Source organism: Aquimarina brevivitae (assembly GCF_004216895.1).
In the GTDB taxonomy this organism is placed as follows: Bacteria; Bacteroidota; Bacteroidia; order Flavobacteriales; family Flavobacteriaceae; genus Aquimarina; species Aquimarina brevivitae.
Genome location: NZ_SGXE01000001.1, coordinates 24,656 through 41,973, shown reverse-complemented (window position 1 = coordinate 41,973; position 17,318 = coordinate 24,656). Strand labels below are relative to the sequence as shown.

The following is a 17,318-nucleotide window of genomic DNA, read 5'->3' as shown; positions in this document are numbered from 1 at the left end:
AAATTAATAAACTTATCTTTGTCTAAATTTATATGATAAAGATGGGTTTTATTTTAGCCATAGAAACAGCCACTACCAATTGTTCGGTTTCAATCTCTGATAATGGAAATTTACTTGGAGTAAAAGAAGATAACAGTGCAACCTATTCTCACGCAGAATCTCTGCATGTTTTCATCAAAGAGCTTTTAATGGAAACTGGTGTAGCAATGGATCGGCTAGATGCTATCGCTGTTAGTAAAGGGCCAGGATCTTACACAGGGTTACGCATTGGTGTATCAACAGCTAAGGGGTTATGCTACGCTTTGGATAAGCCATTAATAGCAATCCCCACGCTTGAATCCTTAGCGTTACAGGTCAAAGAGAATCAAGGAATCGTTGTACCTATGATAGATGCGAGAAGAATGGAAGTATATTCTACTGTAATTTCTGCTGAAACAAAGAAGCAACTAAGAGCAACTCAAGCAGAAATAGTAACGGAACAATCATTTGCTACCTACCTTAATGAATCCAAAGTCTTTTTTATAGGTAATGGTGTTGATAAGTTTGAAGAGCTATGTCAACACCCAAATGCAGTTTTTATTAAAAACAAATTGCCATCTGCAAAGGAGATGGCAATCTTAGGTTTTCAATCGTTTCAAAACAAAAAATTTGTCGATCTTAGTTATTTTGAACCCTATTACTTAAAAGACTTCGTGTCGGGTTAGCATCTAAATTCCTTAAGCCATTATACTTGGCTACGAATTTAAGTAGATCTTCTTCTTTTTTTGGCTTGATACGTTCTTCTTTCATATACTCTTTTAACGCTTCTTCTTTATCAGAAAATACTGCGAGTAGATCTTTTTTATTGGTAGGAAGTTCAACTATAGTACCATTTTCTTCTAAAAAATAGGTTTCTCTGGTTTCGATTTTTGCAATTTGGGCAGCACCAGTATTGGCATCCATAGCCTTAGCTTCAGTGACGTCTAACTCATATTTTTTATAGACTCTGTAGAAATCAGTTAACTCAACCAAAACATAATATCCTTCTTTGTTGAAACCGCGTTCGCTTTTAAATTTGCAATAGTAGAAATAGTCATCACCAATACGAACGTGTGTAGTTGGGGTCTTAGCAAGTTCATACAATTGAGAACCATCTTCGCATTCTATAGCGTCATTAAATATATTATAACGTACAGGTACTTTAAAGGTTCCTGTTTTTTCTGCAACTACTGTAGCTCCCTGATAATCGTCGTTGGAATAGATAGATCCAACATAAGAATCAAATACCGTAGTTTTTTCTGTCGCAGTTAAAAGTTCTTGCGGTAATTGCGCCATACCACTAGCAGTGAATAGTACAATTATAATTTGTAGTAGTTTTCTCATAACATTGGGGTTTTGATACGCTAAACTACAAAATAATATCGATAAATGAGCTAAAAAAATAGACAAAATACGTTTTTACCGTAAAAATAATTGGAAAGCCTTAATTTTAGTAGCCTTTCATTATAAGATTCATAAAAGCAAATTTTATTGAAATAAATAGTAGAAATTATGAAATCATAAAAAAAGCCATCAATGATGGCTTTTAAATATATATTTCTTTATAGGAATTAGTCAATACCGTTTCTGTTGGTTAAAAGTCCGTTAGAGATGTCCCCATCAATATTTTTAAGGGCATGATATCTGCTTACAATTCTGATAAGATCTTCTTCTTTGCGCAGACGTATGCGTTCTTCTTTCATATAATCTTCCAATTCGGTTTCTTTATCACGAAAGATGGCCAAGAAATCCTTTTTGCGCATAGGTAATTCAGTGATTACCCCTCGTTCTTCAAGATAATAAGTTATGACTTGATTAATTTTACCAGATTCTTCTACTTGAGTCATCGTTACTCTTTTAGGCTCTCTGAACTCAAGGTCGTATTTTTTATAAATACTGTAATTTTCATGCTTTTCAATTAAAACATAATAGCCTTCTCTGTCAGCTCCTCGCTCATTCTTAAATTTACAATAATAAAAATACTCGTCGTCAAATCTTACGTTGAGCGTAGTTCGCTTGTAGAGTTCGAAGTATCCATTATCGTTTTCGTATTCTAAAGCGTCCGTATGGATATTATATCTCAATTCGGCGATATGAGTTCCATGTTGTTTATCTGATATCTCCGCTTTTCTAAAAGCAACACGTTCGTATACACTTCCGTCATAGTCATTAAATGCAGATGGTTTCTGTATGGGTCTAGCTATGCTTTGAGATAATTGAGCCGTTGACTGTAAACAAACAAACAGCATTATTATTAGGGAAGATACATAAGAATTTCTCATAATTATTAAGTTTTAAGAATTGAAATGTATGAATAAATTCGACAAAACACAATAAAATTCGACAAAACACTAAAACTTTAACAATCTAATTTTTTTTATATACAAAACTAAAATAGACCTTATTGACTTATTTTACTTGGTGTTTAGAAGATTTGTGCTTTAAATTTCTTAATAATAATTATGGTTATAACGTTGTAATAAATAAGAAAATTCTTACATATTATTTTTTGTTAGAAATTAATGAGTCATAATAACTCACCAGTATAGTATAGTCCTTTTCAGTTTTGAATTTCAATTTTTGTTTTTGGACATATTTTTTAAGTTCTGCTTGATGTTTGGGAAAGTCCTTATGAATTTTTGATTTTTTAGAATTCAATAGTGAAATTTCATTGGCTATTGCGATATAATATTCTTGATGATTACTTAGCTTAGCTGGAACATCTTTTTCTAATGATGTTTTGGCAGGTTTTGGCATATGAAGCTTTTGATAGTTTCGCTTGAGCAGAGTGATGTCACTGTCAAATTTGTTGATTTGTTGTAAATATCCTGATTGACTAACGTTTTTATGGTTTTTAAAGGAAGTATATATAAATTTTGTACCGTCCATTATACAATCTAAGCCTGGTTTTTGTATAAATCCAAAACTTTCTGAAGAATTTAAATCGTACTTTACCTCAAATATATCGCTATACACATTATAGCGTAGGAATACTTCAGCAACCTTGCCGGTTAGATTATCTACTAGAGTTCCTGGAAGAAATTGTTCCGTATAGAAAGGGGAGCCTTTGATATCTTCTAAGGCAATAGTAGTTTCTTTGATCATACTATTGAGGAACTCATCTTTAATGCGTTGTGCATTATAGGTATCTCTAACAGAAAAGTTGTAACCTCCTGCAAGGTCTGATGCTGCTCTGAGCTCAGATTGGGCGTATACAATAATAGGAGTTATAAAAAGATAAATAAATAGTAGCGTTGATAAAAATAAGTAATTCCTCATGACTAAGATAATTTGTTGAATGACAGGTATTAAATTAGATATTTTTCCAGTCAATATCAAAAATATTCTCTGTTGTTTTAAGGCAAGCTTGATCAGTACACAAGTAAATTAAGGTTTTACCGCTTTTGTATTTTTGACTAAAAAGGATTAGCTCAGCATCTTTATCAGTACTTCCCGTTATTAAAGTATGAGGTAGGTAGCGTTGATGTAGCTTTTTGATCTGTTCATTGGCTGAATCACCAACAACGATTAGCTCATAAAATTTAGCGCTGTTATGTAATAATAGCTGTAACCAATTGGCGTAGCCCATTGGATAATCTTCTATTTTGGTCAATATGGTTTGTAGGGCTTTATTGCTGATATTTTTAAAATCTAGATTGTTCTCAAATTTAGCAAGTAAGAATAGGTTTGTGGCCATAATAGAGTTAGAAGACGGAATTACGTTATCTTCATATTCAATACTTCTTACCACTAGCTTTGGATCCAGATCTGATGTAAAATGGAATAATCTTTTTTCAGTATTGTAGAAGTGAGTTATGGTATATGAGCTTAGCTTTTTAGCTAAACGATACCATTTTGGATCCAATGTAATATTATACATTTTTATAAAAGCCTGGATAAGTGTAGCATAGTCCTCTAAATACCCATTGATGGTGGCTTTTCCATTTTTATAATTTCGATAGAGACTGCCATTCTCTTCAATTAGATGCTTTGCCAAAAAGTTGGCACAACATATGGCTTTATCCTTAAATTTATCTTCTTTGAAAGCAGTAAAAGCATCAATATAAGCGGATATCATTAATCCATTCCAACCTGTCAAGCATTTATCATCTAAAGGGGGTTTGTTACGTTTTGCACGCTCCTTTTTTAAAGTAGTATTCCAATGTTGTTTCAACTCAGCGAGATGCTGCTGTGTAATGCCTTGTTTTTTGCAAAAATCTTCATCCGATTGTGTGCGTATTAATACATAGTTTTCTTCCTCCCAATAACCATAACTATTAATATTGTAATATGTGCTAAATAGCGAAAATGAATCTGAACATAATTCTATTAATTCTGCTTTGGTCCAAACATAAAATGCGCCTTCCTTGCTTTTTCCGGTAGCATCTTTGCTGTCTGCATCGAGTGCACTGTAAAATATACCTTCGGGAGCGGTTAGTTCTTCTGCTATAAAATCCAGAGTTTGATATACGATTTCTTTATATAATGGTTTTTGAGTCAGTTTAAAAGCTTCGGAATACAGACTAACTATTTGTGCATTATCGTATAACATCTTTTCAAAATGCGGGATATGCCATTTTTCATCAGTTGAGTACCTAGAAAAACCACCTCCAATTTGATCGTAGATACCGCCATAAGCCATTTTATCTAGGGTTAGTAATACATGATCAAGTAGGTTGTTATCTTTCTTCAGATGTGCATAGTGCAGTAAGAATTTGTAATTGCAAGGCATCATAAATTTAGGTACTCGATTTATGCCTCCCAATTCATTATCTAAGTAGGTCTTCCACTTAGAAATGGATTCAGAAAGAATTGCTGTGTAGTCATTGGAAGATGTACCTTCAATAGTAGTAAGGGTAAACATGCCTTGCTGTAGCTTATCAGCGTATTCCTCTAATTTCTTTGGTTGTTGTTGAAACAAGAGTGCTATCTTCTCTAATGCCTGCATCCAATTTTCTTTTGGAAAGTAGGTGCCTCCCCATATAGGTCTTCCATCCGGTAAGGCTACTATATTTAAAGGCCAACCACCTTGACCTGTCATCAATTGAACTGCTGACATATATACCTGGTCAATATCGGGGCGTTCTTCTCGATCGATCTTTATCGGTACATAGAATTTGTTCATCAGGGTGGCTACATCACTATCTTCAAAGCTTTCATGCTCCATAACATGGCACCAATGACAAGCTGCATACCCAATACTGATTATTATTAGTTTGTTGTTTTCTTTTGCTATTTGTAGTGTTTCTGGATTCCAAGGGCGCCAGTCAACAGGATTATAAGCGTGTTGGAGTAAGTAGGGGCTAGTTTCGTTGATAAGTTGATTAGCGGATGAACTCATAGATGTATGGTGGTCAATATGTTTAATAAAAAAAGCACCCATATTTGAGAGGGTGCTTGTATATGTAACTTAATTACGTTTAATCGATTTCAAAGGAAACCTTCAAAATAACTCGATACTCTGTAATTTCATTGTTCTTTATTATTAATTTCTGATCGGAAACCCAGGCAGATTTGATATTCTTAACGGTTTTTCCAGCTTCTTTTATTCCGTTTTTTGCTGCGTCTTCCCATCCTTTTCCTGAAGTTGCGATAACCTCGATTACTTTAACTATTGCCATTGTGTGAAAATTTTAAAATTAATACCTATTAAAGTTAAGCGTTTGGTATTGGTTTTAAAACTTTATCGCAGCGTATTTATTTTTTTTATTAAAAAATTAAGAATTACCCATTAATAGCTTCAACAGTTTCAACTTTTCCAGTAAGCATTTCTTTAAGCATGTTTTCAATTCCATTTTTAAGCGTGAACGTAGAAGATGGACAACCACTGCATGCACCTTGTAAAATGACTTTTACTCGTTTACTAGCTGGGTCATAAGAATCAAATACAATATTTCCGCCGTCACTGGCTACTGCTGGTTTGATATACTCATTGATAATACTAACAATATCTTTTGATACATCATCCAAATTATCAAAATCCGTAACGGATTGTTCTTCTTTTTGTTTTACTTGCTGTACTTGAGTAGCATTAATTATTTCCTTACCTTCTTCAATGTAATTTTTAATAAATTCTCGCAGCTCTAAGGTAATATCATTCCAATCTGCCATATCATATTTGTTTATTGAGATGTAGTTATCCTCAATAAAAATCTCTTTGACAAAAGGAAAATGAAATAGAGATTGGGCTAATGGTGCATTTTTAGCATCATCTATATTCTTAAACTCGTGTGTGCCAGTTACCAGTTTTTTATTAGCCACAAATTTTAAGACCGCGGGGTTAGGAGTGCTTTCTGCATAAACAGTAACAGGCACTTTTGTAGTGTTTTCCGTTGCTGTTAGTATGGCTTTTCCGCTATTGAGATAGGTTTCTATTTGTTGTGCAACTTCATCCTGTACATCGTTCCATTCCACTATATCATATTTGTCAATGGCAACAAAGTTCTGAGCAATAAAAACTCGTTTTACAAAAGGTAGATGAAATAGCTGTTGCGCTAAGGGAGAATTTTTGGCTTGATCTATATTTTCATATTCAAAACTATCATAATTAGTTAAAAACTGATTGGCTTCAAATTTAACGATACTAGCATTTGAGGTAGGCTCTATCGTAATGGTATACGCTTGTTCCATACTTTTTTTTGCAAATTTAGTGAAAAGAGTACTGAATTAATAAAATAACTCATTGAGATATTCATAGTATCTATAGTTAGAACCAATCTTTTAGGTGGACTAGTAAAAAAAATTTTATATTTGGCACGGCAATAAACTATCTTTTTTGATAAAGAAATGCTAAAGCCCACAATATTAACTGTTTTTAATAGTTTAATTTAAGTATCAATTGGCCCTAAAAATTATCGACTTTACAAGGATGAATATTTATAAATCTCTCTTTTTGTTTATTGCCTTATTTTCAATTGCAAGTTATTCGCAAGAAGGAATTCCTGTGTACGCAGATTATCTATCTGATAATTTATATCTGATCCACCCTTCAATGGCTGGAGCGGGTAATGCTAACAAAATAAGATTGACAGCCAGGAAGCAATGGTTTGATGTAGACAATGCACCAAGTACTCAGTCTGCAAATATTAATTTTAGAACCGGTGATAAAGTTGGTCTCGGTGGCGTTGTTTATAGAGATGAAAATGGAAGATTTTCACAAACTGGCTTTTATGCCACATTTGCGTATCACTTGCTTTTTTCAAGAGACAGAACGGATCTAAATATGCTTTCCTTTGGTTTAAGTGGTGCTATCATCCAATCAAATGTTGATTTAAGAGGTTTGGACGACCCTTTTGACCCAGATCCAGTAATTTTAGATCGCGTACAAAAGGATGCTTACTTTAATGCTGATTTCGGGATGTCATACAATTATTTAGATTGGTATGCACATTTTACGGTTAAAAATTTATTACCCACAGCTAGGGATATTTTTGATAATACAGATGATCCTAATATTTCAGTAAGAGATTCTAACAATCAAAGACGTTACATATTTTCTACAGGATATACTTTTAGTGTTTATGGACCTTGGAGTTTAGAACCAAGTATGATGTTTCAAGCTACCGACGAAACACAGGAAAGTACCTTTGATTTAAATCTTAAAGCCTACTACGGATTAGAGAACGCCTTATTATGGGGTGGACTATCCTATCGTAGAAGTTTAGATGGCGCTGAGTTTTCACAAAATGGTACTTCCATAGAAAGTCAACAATTACAATATTTTACACCTTTTATTGGGGTAAATTATAAAAAATGGATGGTTGGCTATACGTTTAGTTATCAATCAAACTCAGTGGTACTTAGTAACGGTGGGTTTCATCAGTTGACCTTAGGTTACGATTTTGGTAAGCGTGAAGAACGTTGGGATTGTAATTGTCCCGCGGTTAATAGCAAAAATTAAGATGACCTGCTAGTTTATGGCAAGCCATCTTGATTAAAAACACCCAAACTTAGTTTACACTTACTCCCAACTAAATGATTTTTCCTGGCCTTGTGCTTTGATGGCTTTAATTAGTGCGTTTTCAAGTCCTCCCCCTTCTTGTTCTTTATTTTTTGCTATATAGGAGATACGTTTTTTATTCAATTCCTGAATCTTATCTTGGATCTGTTGTCGCTCCTGCTTCTTTTCATTGATAAACGCTTCTTTTTCAGCTGTGGTTTTATTTTGTAATTGAGCGGGCAATTCTTCTTCCGCAACTTCAGAAATATCAAACTCCTCAGCTTCCGCCGCATCAACTAAATCCCAACTCTTATTCTTATAAAATCTTGACGATTTACTTACCGTACGGCTTACCGCATTAGCTGGACTGTAAGAACGGGCATTACTATCTTGCTGGGCCTGTAGTTCCATTTTCTTTCTGCCAGCATCGCCATAATGGATATAGGTGTTATTTAGCTTATTATTAAGTTCCAATATAACGTTGTCATACGGTGTGGCTATATGTATTGTTTTTTGATTATGATCAATCGCAGTATAGGTTCCTTCGGCGATGTCAGCTCCGTCTTTCCAATGTGTATTTATTCCTTGTCGATAATCACCACAATAAATCGTATTGATAGAAATATCTTTTTCCAAGGCGTCGGTTGCAGCATCTTTGTAATTTACAGGGCCTTGTGTAAAAGGTTCATTGCCCGCAATAAATATTAGTTTCAAGTGCTTGTCACCATTTTTCCAATCCAATTCATTAATTGAAGAAGCGATAACTTTGCCACAAAACTCGTTCCCCCCATTGGTCGTTAACCCAAAAAGTTCTTTAGAGATTTCATCGAGATCTTCGGAAAAGGGGAGTACCTGTCTTAAATAACCTTCGGTTGAGGGCAAACCACTGTTGCCATATTCATATAATGCTATTTGTAGTTTTATAGCATAATCACCACACTTAGCATAGGATAACTCATTAACAATTTTCCATAATTGTGCTTTGGCTTGATCAATAAGACCATCCATGCTGTTACTTGTATCCAACAATAGCGCGACTTGGATATTCCTTGTCTTGGGGTTGGTTTTAACTGTAAACAATTCGGTAGTGTTGTAATCATTAGATGATGTGGTGTAATGATCAGCTTTGCTGTTAGCATTGCACGACCAATGAAATACAATGGCTAGTGCTATAAGAAGTATGGCTTTACTTTTCATGGTTTTGTTTTTTTAAGGATTCGTTGATAAATGTAGTGTCAACTTTTTGAGCTAAAAATGAAGAATGAGTTATAGCTGTTTTTAGATGAGTAAACCCATCGTTTGAATTAGTAATCCTATTGAAAACTACTGGTAATTGGCATATATCTTTGGTCTTGGGTTATCCTGTATTTTATTATCCCGCACAAATAGTTTATGTTTACTGGTAATTAGAGTAGTAATGAAAAAGATTATAGCGCTTATACTATTCCTTTGTCCCTTTGTTATTTTTGCTCAGGTGGAAGCTGAGGCAAGTATTCCGGAACTTTTTGATATCAAGGGGTCTGTAAAGGAAGCTAAAACCTTAAAACCAGTACAGGATGTTGAAATACAGGTTTTAGGCAAGGGAGCCTATGTGTCAGATCAATTTGGTAATTTTAGAATACAAGCAACTATTGGAGATCAATTGGTAATCAGGCACCCAAGCTTTGAGACGATCTTCCATACCGTAACTTCATCCGATAGAATTGATATCAAAGTAAAAGAAAATCCCATAGTGGTCGCAAATCAGCCATCAGCGGCAAGGCGCAAAAGCTCTTTGTATCAATATAATATTCAATCAGCACGTACAAACCTAAAAAAAGATGCAGCAACTAGCATTGACTTTGCAGCAAAGGCTTTAGAATCTATCACAGATGATGATTCGGAAGCAGATGCTAAGAAAGCTACCTTATATGAGCTATTGGGTGATATTTATGGGTATTGGAATCAACCTGATTTAGCAGCAAGTAATTATTTGACCAGTTTGTCTAATCGCTACGATAGTACCGTACAATTAAAAATGGCTAAGGTGCAATATGCGAATGGTTCCTACAATAAGGCATTAAAAAGTTACAAAGATCTACTAAATAAAGTAAAAGATAAAGGGCAGTTAGTACAGATATACGAAGGTATTGCGGATGCATATGATAAGTTAGACCGCTTTGATAGTGCCAATACCTATTATACAAAGGCATTAGATTTAGCGAAATCATTAAACGATTCAGAACGTATAATCCAGATTAACTCTAAACTAGCCGAGGTTTTGCAAAAACAAGGTAAAATGCGCGAAGCAAATTCATATCTAGACAATTCCGTTCAATTAGCAGAAAAAACGAGTAAAAAGGCAGTAGCAAGACAACGCTCCAGAGCTGCCGATATGTATAGTAAGAGTAATCGGTATACGGAAGAGATAGCCTTACGTCAACAGGCACTGAAAGATATTGAGGAGTTAGAGGGTGAGACAAAAAGTGATACAACCTCTACTACAGAAGAGGATAGAACTATAACACCACAGGTTCAAAATTATAAAATTGCAAATGCTTTTGCGGCACAGTCAGCGTATGAAGAGGCTATACCGTATTTAAAAGAAAGTATAAAAGAGGCGGAATCACGAAATGATTTAGTAGTACAAAAAGATGCAACCCGAAAACTAGGTGAGGTGTATAGAGAGAAAGGGGAGTTGAAAAAGGCTTCTGAAGTGTTTGAAGAGTATGAAGCTATAATTGATAAGTTATACATTCAAAAAGAACAAGAAATTGCTCAGGCAGCTAGATTAAGTCGTGAGTTGGTTGCCAGAGCTAACCGAATTACTACTTTAGAAAAAGATAGGGAACTCAACGAAAATCGGTATAATCTGGTATTAGCTTCGCAAGAATTGGCGAAACAGCAAGCTGTAAAGCAAAAGGTTATAATTTATGCCTTAATAGGAGTCATGCTTCTATTTTTATTAGCGGGTTATTTGATGTATAGAAATATTCGACAGCAAAAATACGCAAATAACTTACTGGCATTAAAATCATTACGTTCACAGATGAATCCTCACTTTATTTTTAATGCCTTAAATTCAGTAAATACTTTTATTGCTACTAATGATGAATTGGCTGCCAATAGATATTTGACTGATTTTTCGTTATTAATGCGATCAGTTTTAGAAAATAGTGAAGAGGATTTTATTCCATTGTCTAAAGAAATCGAACTCATTTCACTTTATGTTAAGTTAGAGCATTTTAGATTTCAAGATAAATTCGATTATCAAATACATATTGATCCTACTATTGCTGTTGATGAATATGTGATACCACCAATGCTTCTGCAGCCTTATGTAGAAAATGCAGTATGGCACGGACTACGGTATAAAGAAAACGACGGTCAGTTGACGATAGCTTTTACCAAACTTGATGAGCACTCTATCGAAATTCTGATTTCTGATAATGGCATAGGAAGACAACGGTCAAAAGAATTAAAGACGGCTAATCAAAAAAGACAGCGCTCACAGGGAATGAGTAATATTAAAAAGCGAATTACTATTCTTAATGCTATGTACAAGGATAAAGTGGACGTTGAGGTCGAAGATCTTACGCATAATGGAGAAGGTACAGTGGTTCGCCTGGTTTTAAAGAAAGACAAAAACTAATACCAATACGCTATGAATTTAAAAGCAATCATAGTCGATGATGAGATTAATAGTAGAAAAATTTTAGATAATTATCTGAGAAAGTATTGTCCATCGGTGACCGTTATCGGACAAGCCGAAAGTGTAGCTGAAACACTTTCCTTGTTAGAAAAAGTAAAATATGAGATTGATATCTTATTCTTGGATGTGGAAATGCCCTATGGTAATGCATTTGATTTTATAGAAAAAGTTCCAGAACGGAATTTTGAGATTGTATTTGTTACTGCATATGATCATTACGCTGTAGAGGCGCTAAACGCGCAAGCCACGTATTATTTACTGAAACCTATAGCAATTGACCAATTAATCAAGGCAGTTCAGCACGTTATAGAAATTAAAGAGAAAGAAGCAGCTTTATCTGATAAAGTGCTGACTCCAAAAACTGAAATAGTATCCGATAAAATTACTGTCCCTACTCAAGAGGGCTTTGATGTTCTCAGTGTTGCGCAGATTTTATACTGCGAAGCAGATGATAATTATACTAAGATATATTTGGATAAGGGTCAGAAACTGGTCAGCAAAACCTTAAAGTATTTTGAAGATCTTTTAACGGATAAGGGTTTTGCAAGGATTCATAAAAGCTATCTTATAAATGTTACTGCGGTTAAGAAGTTTAAAAAAGGTAAAGGAGGAAGCGTAGTTCTGAGTTCAGGTAAGGAATTACCAGTTTCATCATCCAAGAAATCCAGGTTGTTGGATTACTTTGTATAACTAACTAAAAATCCAATTGTTGAACCGTAATCCGTGAATAGTTAGGGTTATTGGCTTGCAGGATATTTTTAAGTACGGCTAATGAAGCATTTGTATAGAATAGGCAATTACCTTCACTAGCTGAGCTATTCAGTAATTTTGATTGCTCTAAAATCTTATGAGTTTGCCTTGCAACTGCTTGCCCACTATCTATAATGGTTACTTTATCGTCAAGTAATTGTTGAAGCAAGGGAATCAGGTATGGGTAATGAGAGCACCCTAGGACCAGATGGTCAATGTTCTTTGCAATCATCGGTTGAATGAAATCCAGGAGCTTATTCCGTATTAATGTTGAATTCAGCTCACCTTGTTCGATCAATTCCACCAGACCGCTACCTATAACTTCGACGACTTCTATGTTTTTCGCATAAATTTCTGAGGTTTCTGAAAAAAGTTCACTTGAAAGTGTTCCTTTGGTAGCTAGTATCCCTATAGTCTTGGTTTTGGTTTGCAACGCTGCTGGTTTAATAGCAGGCTCAATACCTATGAAGGAGATGGGGTACCTATTCCTAAGAATTTTAATAGCGTTAGTGGTCGCTGTATTACAGGCAACAACAATTATTTTAGAACCTAGCTCCAACAGTTTTTCGGTATTCTTAATACTCAACTCAATGATTTCCTCTTTAGAGCGTTCTCCATAAGGTGCATTGGCGCTATCGGCCAAATAGATAGTATTTTCCTGTGGTAATAGCTGATGTATCTCCTTCCATATGGAAGTACCTCCAATACCTGAATCAAAAATACCTATAGCATCATGGCTCATTATAACAATTTTACGTTTGCTAAAAATAAAAAACAGTGGGTTTTTTACCCACTGTTTTTTGAATTTCTATACAATTGAGGTATGTATTAAATACCTAATTCTTTTTTAACATCTGCCATTAGGTCTTTTCCATCAGCCATAATTACACCTGTTCCGGTAGTGGAATCCAATACGTATTGAAAGCCTTGTGCTCTAGCTACCTTTTGAATAGCAACTCTAGCAGACTCATAGATTGGCTTTAGTAATTCCATTTCTTTTTTCTGAAGATCTTTTAAAGCATTTTGTCTGTAATCACCAATGCTTTTTTCTGTTGCCTGAACTTCTTGAGCTCTTTTTGTATTTTCTTCTTCCGTTTTATTCGGTGCCTCTGCTTGATATTTCTTCATCGTATTTTGTAATTCCAATACCATGTTTCTTATTTCAGCGTCATAGGTTTTGTTTAACTTTTCAATCTCAGCTTTAGCGGCTTTAAAAGCAGGCATAGCTTCTACTAATTCCTGAGAAGCAATATGTGCTACTTTAGATTGTGCGTTAACAAATCCAGATGCTCCTAATACCAATGCACAAGCTACTAATAGTGTTCTAATCTGTTTCATTTTCAGTAATATTAAGTGTGTATAAATTTTAAAATTGATTGTTTTTCTAATTATTATCGTTGTCTTCGTCTTCTGTTTCTTGGTTTTCGTTTCGAAGCGCATTTATCGAATCTCTTTTTCGCTGCTGTGCTTCTAATAATTGCGCTCTTCGTGCTTCAAACTCTTTCTTTTTCGCTGCTCTTATTGAATCTCTTTGTGCCTTGCGTTCTGCTAGTAATCGCTCTCTTTCAGATTGTCGCTCCAAGGCTTGTTGTTCTCTATCGCTAATTTCATTTTCCTGCTCTAGATTTCGTTCTTCAGCTCGTTCTACTTGTTTTTTCTCTCTTCGTTCCGTGACCTGCTTTCTTTTAGAAGCTCTATTGATTCTTAATAAAACCTGATCACTAATATCATATCTATCGGCGGAGTATAACATAACCAAATCTGCAGATTTGTCAAAAATGAAATCGTATCTTTTATTTTTGGCAATTTCCTGCACCGCTACAAAAACCTGATCTTGTACAGGTTGTACTAGCCTTCTCTTTTGAAGAAATAAATCTCCATTAGGACCAAATCGTTTTTGCTGATATTCTAATATTTCTTTTTCTTTAAACAAAATATCTTCTTCTCTTTCTTCGATCAATTCTTTGGTTAGCAATACTCTTTCGTTATTTAGATCTTTTCTCATTTGCTCAACCGCTTTCAATTCAGCTTCAATTTCTACTTTCCACTTTTGCACTTTGGACTCCAACTCTGCTGCAGCCTGGTTATATTCAGGTACATTTTCTAAAATGTAATCCATGTCTATATACCCAATTCTGATACTTCGTTGCGCCAGTATTTCGCTTGTAGAGAAAAGTAAAGTTAGGGCCGCTAAGATTAAAAGAACTTGTGTTTTCATGATCTGTTGTGTTTATAGAAATAATCGTGCCAAATTTAAAATTGTTGACCAATTATAAAATGAGTTTCCCATCCATTAGGTCCAGTATTGGTTCCAGGGATAGGGTCAAATCCATATCCAAAATCAATACCTAATAAACCGAAAGCAGGCATAAAGATACGAATACCTGCACCGGCAGAACGATTTAATAAAAATGGGTTAAAACTTTTAAAACTGTCATACGATGCACCTCCCTCAATAAATCCTAGCATGTAAATGGATGCTGAAGGTTTAAGAGTAATTGGGTATCGTAATTCTAACGAATATTTATTATAAATTGTTGCCCCATCTAATCCTGAATCACTGTCATCAGCTCTGTTTAACGGAACAATGGATTGGTTTGGATATCCACGAAGGGCAATAACTTCTCTTCCATCTAATGCGGTTGCTCCTAAACCATCACCACCCAAGAAAAACCGTTCGAAAGGAATGTTACCTCTATTATTATTATATGCACCTAAGAATCCATACTCAGCCCGTGTTTTAAGAACTAACGGTTGATTACCAAGTTTAAAAAGACTGGTATACCAGGTTCCGTCAAATTTGATCTTATAATATTCTAACCAATCAAAGCGCTCTTGATCAATATCACCGATTTCCCCGTTAATTTCCTGCAATCGGTCAAAGGCTTGTGGATTTATATTAGGATTATTGCTGATGCCTGGATTATCCCTAAGAATTTCTTCTTGTTCAGCTTCTAAATTATTTTGTTCTTGTGACAAAGCACTATAATCAACCCCATCCCAGATAGAATAAGGTAGGGAAAGCTTAGCTACTAGATTAAACTCCGAACCGCCTGTTGGGAATATTGGGTTTATACGGGTATTATTTCTATTTATACCTACGGTATAGGACACATCATTAGAGGATCCATTACCAAAGGTAAATAAACCGGTATTATAGTTCTTTAAGTTGTAATGACGTATACTTACAGCCTGCGAAAGGGTAAAGTAGTTATCTGGCCAGTTTAACCTTTTGGCAACACCGATTGATCCTCCGGTAATTAAGAAGCGTCTATCTCTATCTACATCTCTTGTACGGTTATTGAATAAAAATTGTACGGTATGTGATATTGAGGTAGATAATTGATATGGTTTTTTACCACCTAACCAAGGCTCAATAAACGACAAACTGTAGGTTTGAAAAAACTGACTGGCTTGTGCTCTTAATCGCATGGTTTGCCCATCTCCCATCGGTAATGGACTATAGGCTTCTTTGTTAAATATATTTCTAAGCGAAAAGTTGTTGAAGGCTAGTCCAAGTGTACCAATAAAACCTCCGCCGCCGAAACCTCCTTGTAGCTCGATCTGGCTTGAACCTTTTTCTACTACAGGGTAATTGATGTCTATCGTTCCATCTTGTGGATTTGCATTTTGAAACTGCGGTTCTAATTGTTCTGGATCAAAGAATCCTAATTGTCCTAATTCCCTTATGGTTCGAACTACGGCATCTTTACTATAGACTTCTCCTGGTTTTGTTCGAAGCATTCTATAAACAACGTGATCGTTGGTTTTATCATTACCAGTAACTGTGATATGGTCAAAGTGAACTAATTTGCCTTCTCGTATTCGTATCTCAAAATCGATGGTATCATTGTACACTTTTGTTTCTACTCCGTCAATATTAGAGAATAGATATCCATTATTTTGATATAAGTTGGTTAAGTCATCGGCATCAGGTCTGCTACCATCTGCGATTTGCTTTTCTAATAAAACACCATTGTATACATCTCCTTTTTTAATCACTAATTGGCGCGCTAACTGCTTATCCGTATAAACACTATTTCCGATAAAGGAAATATTACCAAAATAATATCTGTTACCCTCTTCAATTTCAAGTTGTAAAGCAATATCACCGTCTTCTTTTTTAATCAGGGTGTCAGAAACTACACGAGCATCTCGATATCCTTTTTCCTTATATTTCTTTACGATATTTTCTTTGTCTTCAGCATAATCGTCTTTGATGTATTTTGATCGCTTCCAGAATCTCCAAAACTTTTTCTTTTTGGTGTTTTTCATGGCTTTCTTGACCTTGCTGTCCGAAAACTTTTCATTTCCTTCTACATAGATATTGCTGATTTTTACACGATCTCCTTTGTCAATTCTGACCAGCATATTTACCTTGTTTCCAGGAATAGTATCTTTAAACTCTGAGAGATTTACGGCAACTTTAGTATTTAAAAACCCTTCTTTTTTATACTTATTGGCAATAAAATTCTTGGTAGTAGTTACTAAATTCTCTGTCACCTTAGCACCTTTAGTAAGGCCATTTTCTTTAATGAGCTCTTCGGCTTTTCTTTTTTTAACACCAGTGATTTTGATCTCATTTAACTCAGGAACTTCTTTAATGTTGATTTCAATATCAGCAACATCACCATCAATATTGGTAATGTAAAAATTGATATCGCTGAATAATTCTAGATCCCATAATTTTTTAATCACCTGACTGATACGATCTCCTGGCAAGGCAATACGCTCCCCTTTTTTCAAACCGGTAAAAGTAACTACGGTACTCTCATTATACGTTGTAGTACCGGTAACTTTGATTTCACCTAGTTCGTATATTTTGCCATTGGTTTCAGGTAAGTTTTGAGCTGAAATATGTAGAGTAAATAATACTAATAAAAATGTGATGAAATTGGTAATAGGTAATTTTCTTATCAT

The 17,318-nt window shown here is 34.8% G+C and carries 15 protein-coding genes; 4 read left to right on the top strand and 11 right to left on the bottom strand.

Annotated features, from left to right (window positions below; translation table 11 throughout):
- Window positions 1-41 precede the first annotated feature (41 nt).
- Complete coding sequence (gene tsaB, locus EV197_RS00205; protein WP_130284721.1) at window positions 42-704, top strand: tRNA (adenosine(37)-N6)-threonylcarbamoyltransferase complex dimerization subunit type 1 TsaB; 663 nt, start codon at window positions 42-44, stop codon at window positions 702-704.
- Here the strand turns inward: tsaB and EV197_RS00200 are convergent.
- The 6 genes from EV197_RS00200 to EV197_RS00175 form a co-directional block, all read right to left on the bottom strand.
- Window positions 658-1,362 carry a hypothetical protein gene (locus EV197_RS00200; RefSeq protein WP_130284720.1) on the bottom strand — a complete coding sequence of 235 codons (705 nt, stop codon included), beginning with the start codon at window positions 1,360-1,362 and terminating at the stop codon, window positions 658-660. The two genes, tsaB and EV197_RS00200, sit on opposite strands and share 47 nt — an antisense overlap.
- 227 nt (window positions 1,363-1,589) lie before the next feature.
- Window positions 1,590-2,300 carry a hypothetical protein gene (locus EV197_RS00195; RefSeq protein WP_130284719.1) on the bottom strand — a complete coding sequence of 237 codons (711 nt, stop codon included), beginning with the start codon at window positions 2,298-2,300 and terminating at the stop codon, window positions 1,590-1,592.
- 220 nt (window positions 2,301-2,520) lie between these two features.
- Window positions 2,521-3,297, bottom strand: a complete 777-nt coding sequence (locus EV197_RS00190; RefSeq protein ID WP_130284718.1) for a hypothetical protein — start codon at window positions 3,295-3,297, stop codon at window positions 2,521-2,523.
- Window positions 3,298-3,331: 34 nt separating this feature from the next.
- Window positions 3,332-5,359, bottom strand: a complete 2,028-nt coding sequence (locus tag EV197_RS00185; protein WP_130284717.1) for a thioredoxin domain-containing protein — start codon at window positions 5,357-5,359, stop codon at window positions 3,332-3,334.
- Between the two features lie 79 nt (window positions 5,360-5,438).
- The gene (locus EV197_RS00180) at window positions 5,439-5,639 is read right to left on the bottom strand and encodes a dodecin family protein (RefSeq protein WP_130284716.1); all 201 of its coding nucleotides are present in this window, start codon (window positions 5,637-5,639) and stop codon (window positions 5,439-5,441) included.
- 103 nt (window positions 5,640-5,742) lie between these two features.
- Window positions 5,743-6,648 carry a NifU family protein gene (locus EV197_RS00175; RefSeq protein WP_130284715.1) on the bottom strand — a complete coding sequence of 302 codons (906 nt, stop codon included), beginning with the start codon at window positions 6,646-6,648 and terminating at the stop codon, window positions 5,743-5,745.
- 238 nt (window positions 6,649-6,886) lie between these two features.
- Between EV197_RS00175 and EV197_RS00170 the strand changes: the two genes are divergently transcribed.
- The gene (locus tag EV197_RS00170) at window positions 6,887-7,918 is read left to right on the top strand and encodes a PorP/SprF family type IX secretion system membrane protein (protein ID WP_130284714.1); all 1,032 of its coding nucleotides are present in this window, start codon (window positions 6,887-6,889) and stop codon (window positions 7,916-7,918) included.
- Between the two features lie 60 nt (window positions 7,919-7,978).
- Here EV197_RS00170 and EV197_RS00165 read toward each other — a convergent pair whose 3' ends face one another.
- Window positions 7,979-9,154: a vWA domain-containing protein gene (locus EV197_RS00165; protein ID WP_130284713.1), complete on the bottom strand. Its 1,176-nt coding sequence runs from the start codon at window positions 9,152-9,154 to the stop codon at window positions 7,979-7,981.
- Window positions 9,155-9,374: 220 nt separating this feature from the next.
- Between EV197_RS00165 and EV197_RS00160 the strand changes: the two genes are divergently transcribed.
- Window positions 9,375-11,588: a tetratricopeptide repeat-containing sensor histidine kinase gene (locus EV197_RS00160; RefSeq protein ID WP_130284712.1), complete on the top strand. Its 2,214-nt coding sequence runs from the start codon at window positions 9,375-9,377 to the stop codon at window positions 11,586-11,588.
- A gap of 12 nt (window positions 11,589-11,600) precedes the next feature.
- Window positions 11,601-12,338: a LytR/AlgR family response regulator transcription factor gene (locus tag EV197_RS00155; protein ID WP_130284711.1), complete on the top strand. Its 738-nt coding sequence runs from the start codon at window positions 11,601-11,603 to the stop codon at window positions 12,336-12,338.
- A gap of 4 nt (window positions 12,339-12,342) precedes the next feature.
- On the opposite strand, the gene murI is transcribed toward EV197_RS00155, so the two are convergent.
- The 4 genes from murI to EV197_RS00135 form a co-directional block, all read right to left on the bottom strand.
- Complete coding sequence (gene murI / locus EV197_RS00150; protein ID WP_130284710.1) at window positions 12,343-13,140, bottom strand: glutamate racemase; 798 nt, start codon at window positions 13,138-13,140, stop codon at window positions 12,343-12,345.
- Window positions 13,141-13,226: 86 nt separating this feature from the next.
- On the bottom strand, window positions 13,227-13,736 hold the full coding sequence (locus EV197_RS00145; protein WP_130284709.1) for an OmpH/Skp family outer membrane protein: 510 nt from the start codon (window positions 13,734-13,736) through the stop codon (window positions 13,227-13,229).
- A 46-nt stretch (window positions 13,737-13,782) separates the two neighbouring features.
- Window positions 13,783-14,616, bottom strand: coding sequence for an OmpH/Skp family outer membrane protein (locus EV197_RS00140; protein WP_130284708.1), 834 nt, complete (start codon window positions 14,614-14,616; stop codon window positions 13,783-13,785).
- 35 nt (window positions 14,617-14,651) lie between these two features.
- The gene (locus EV197_RS00135; protein ID WP_130284707.1) at window positions 14,652-17,318 is read right to left on the bottom strand and encodes a BamA/OMP85 family outer membrane protein; all 2,667 of its coding nucleotides are present in this window, start codon (window positions 17,316-17,318) and stop codon (window positions 14,652-14,654) included.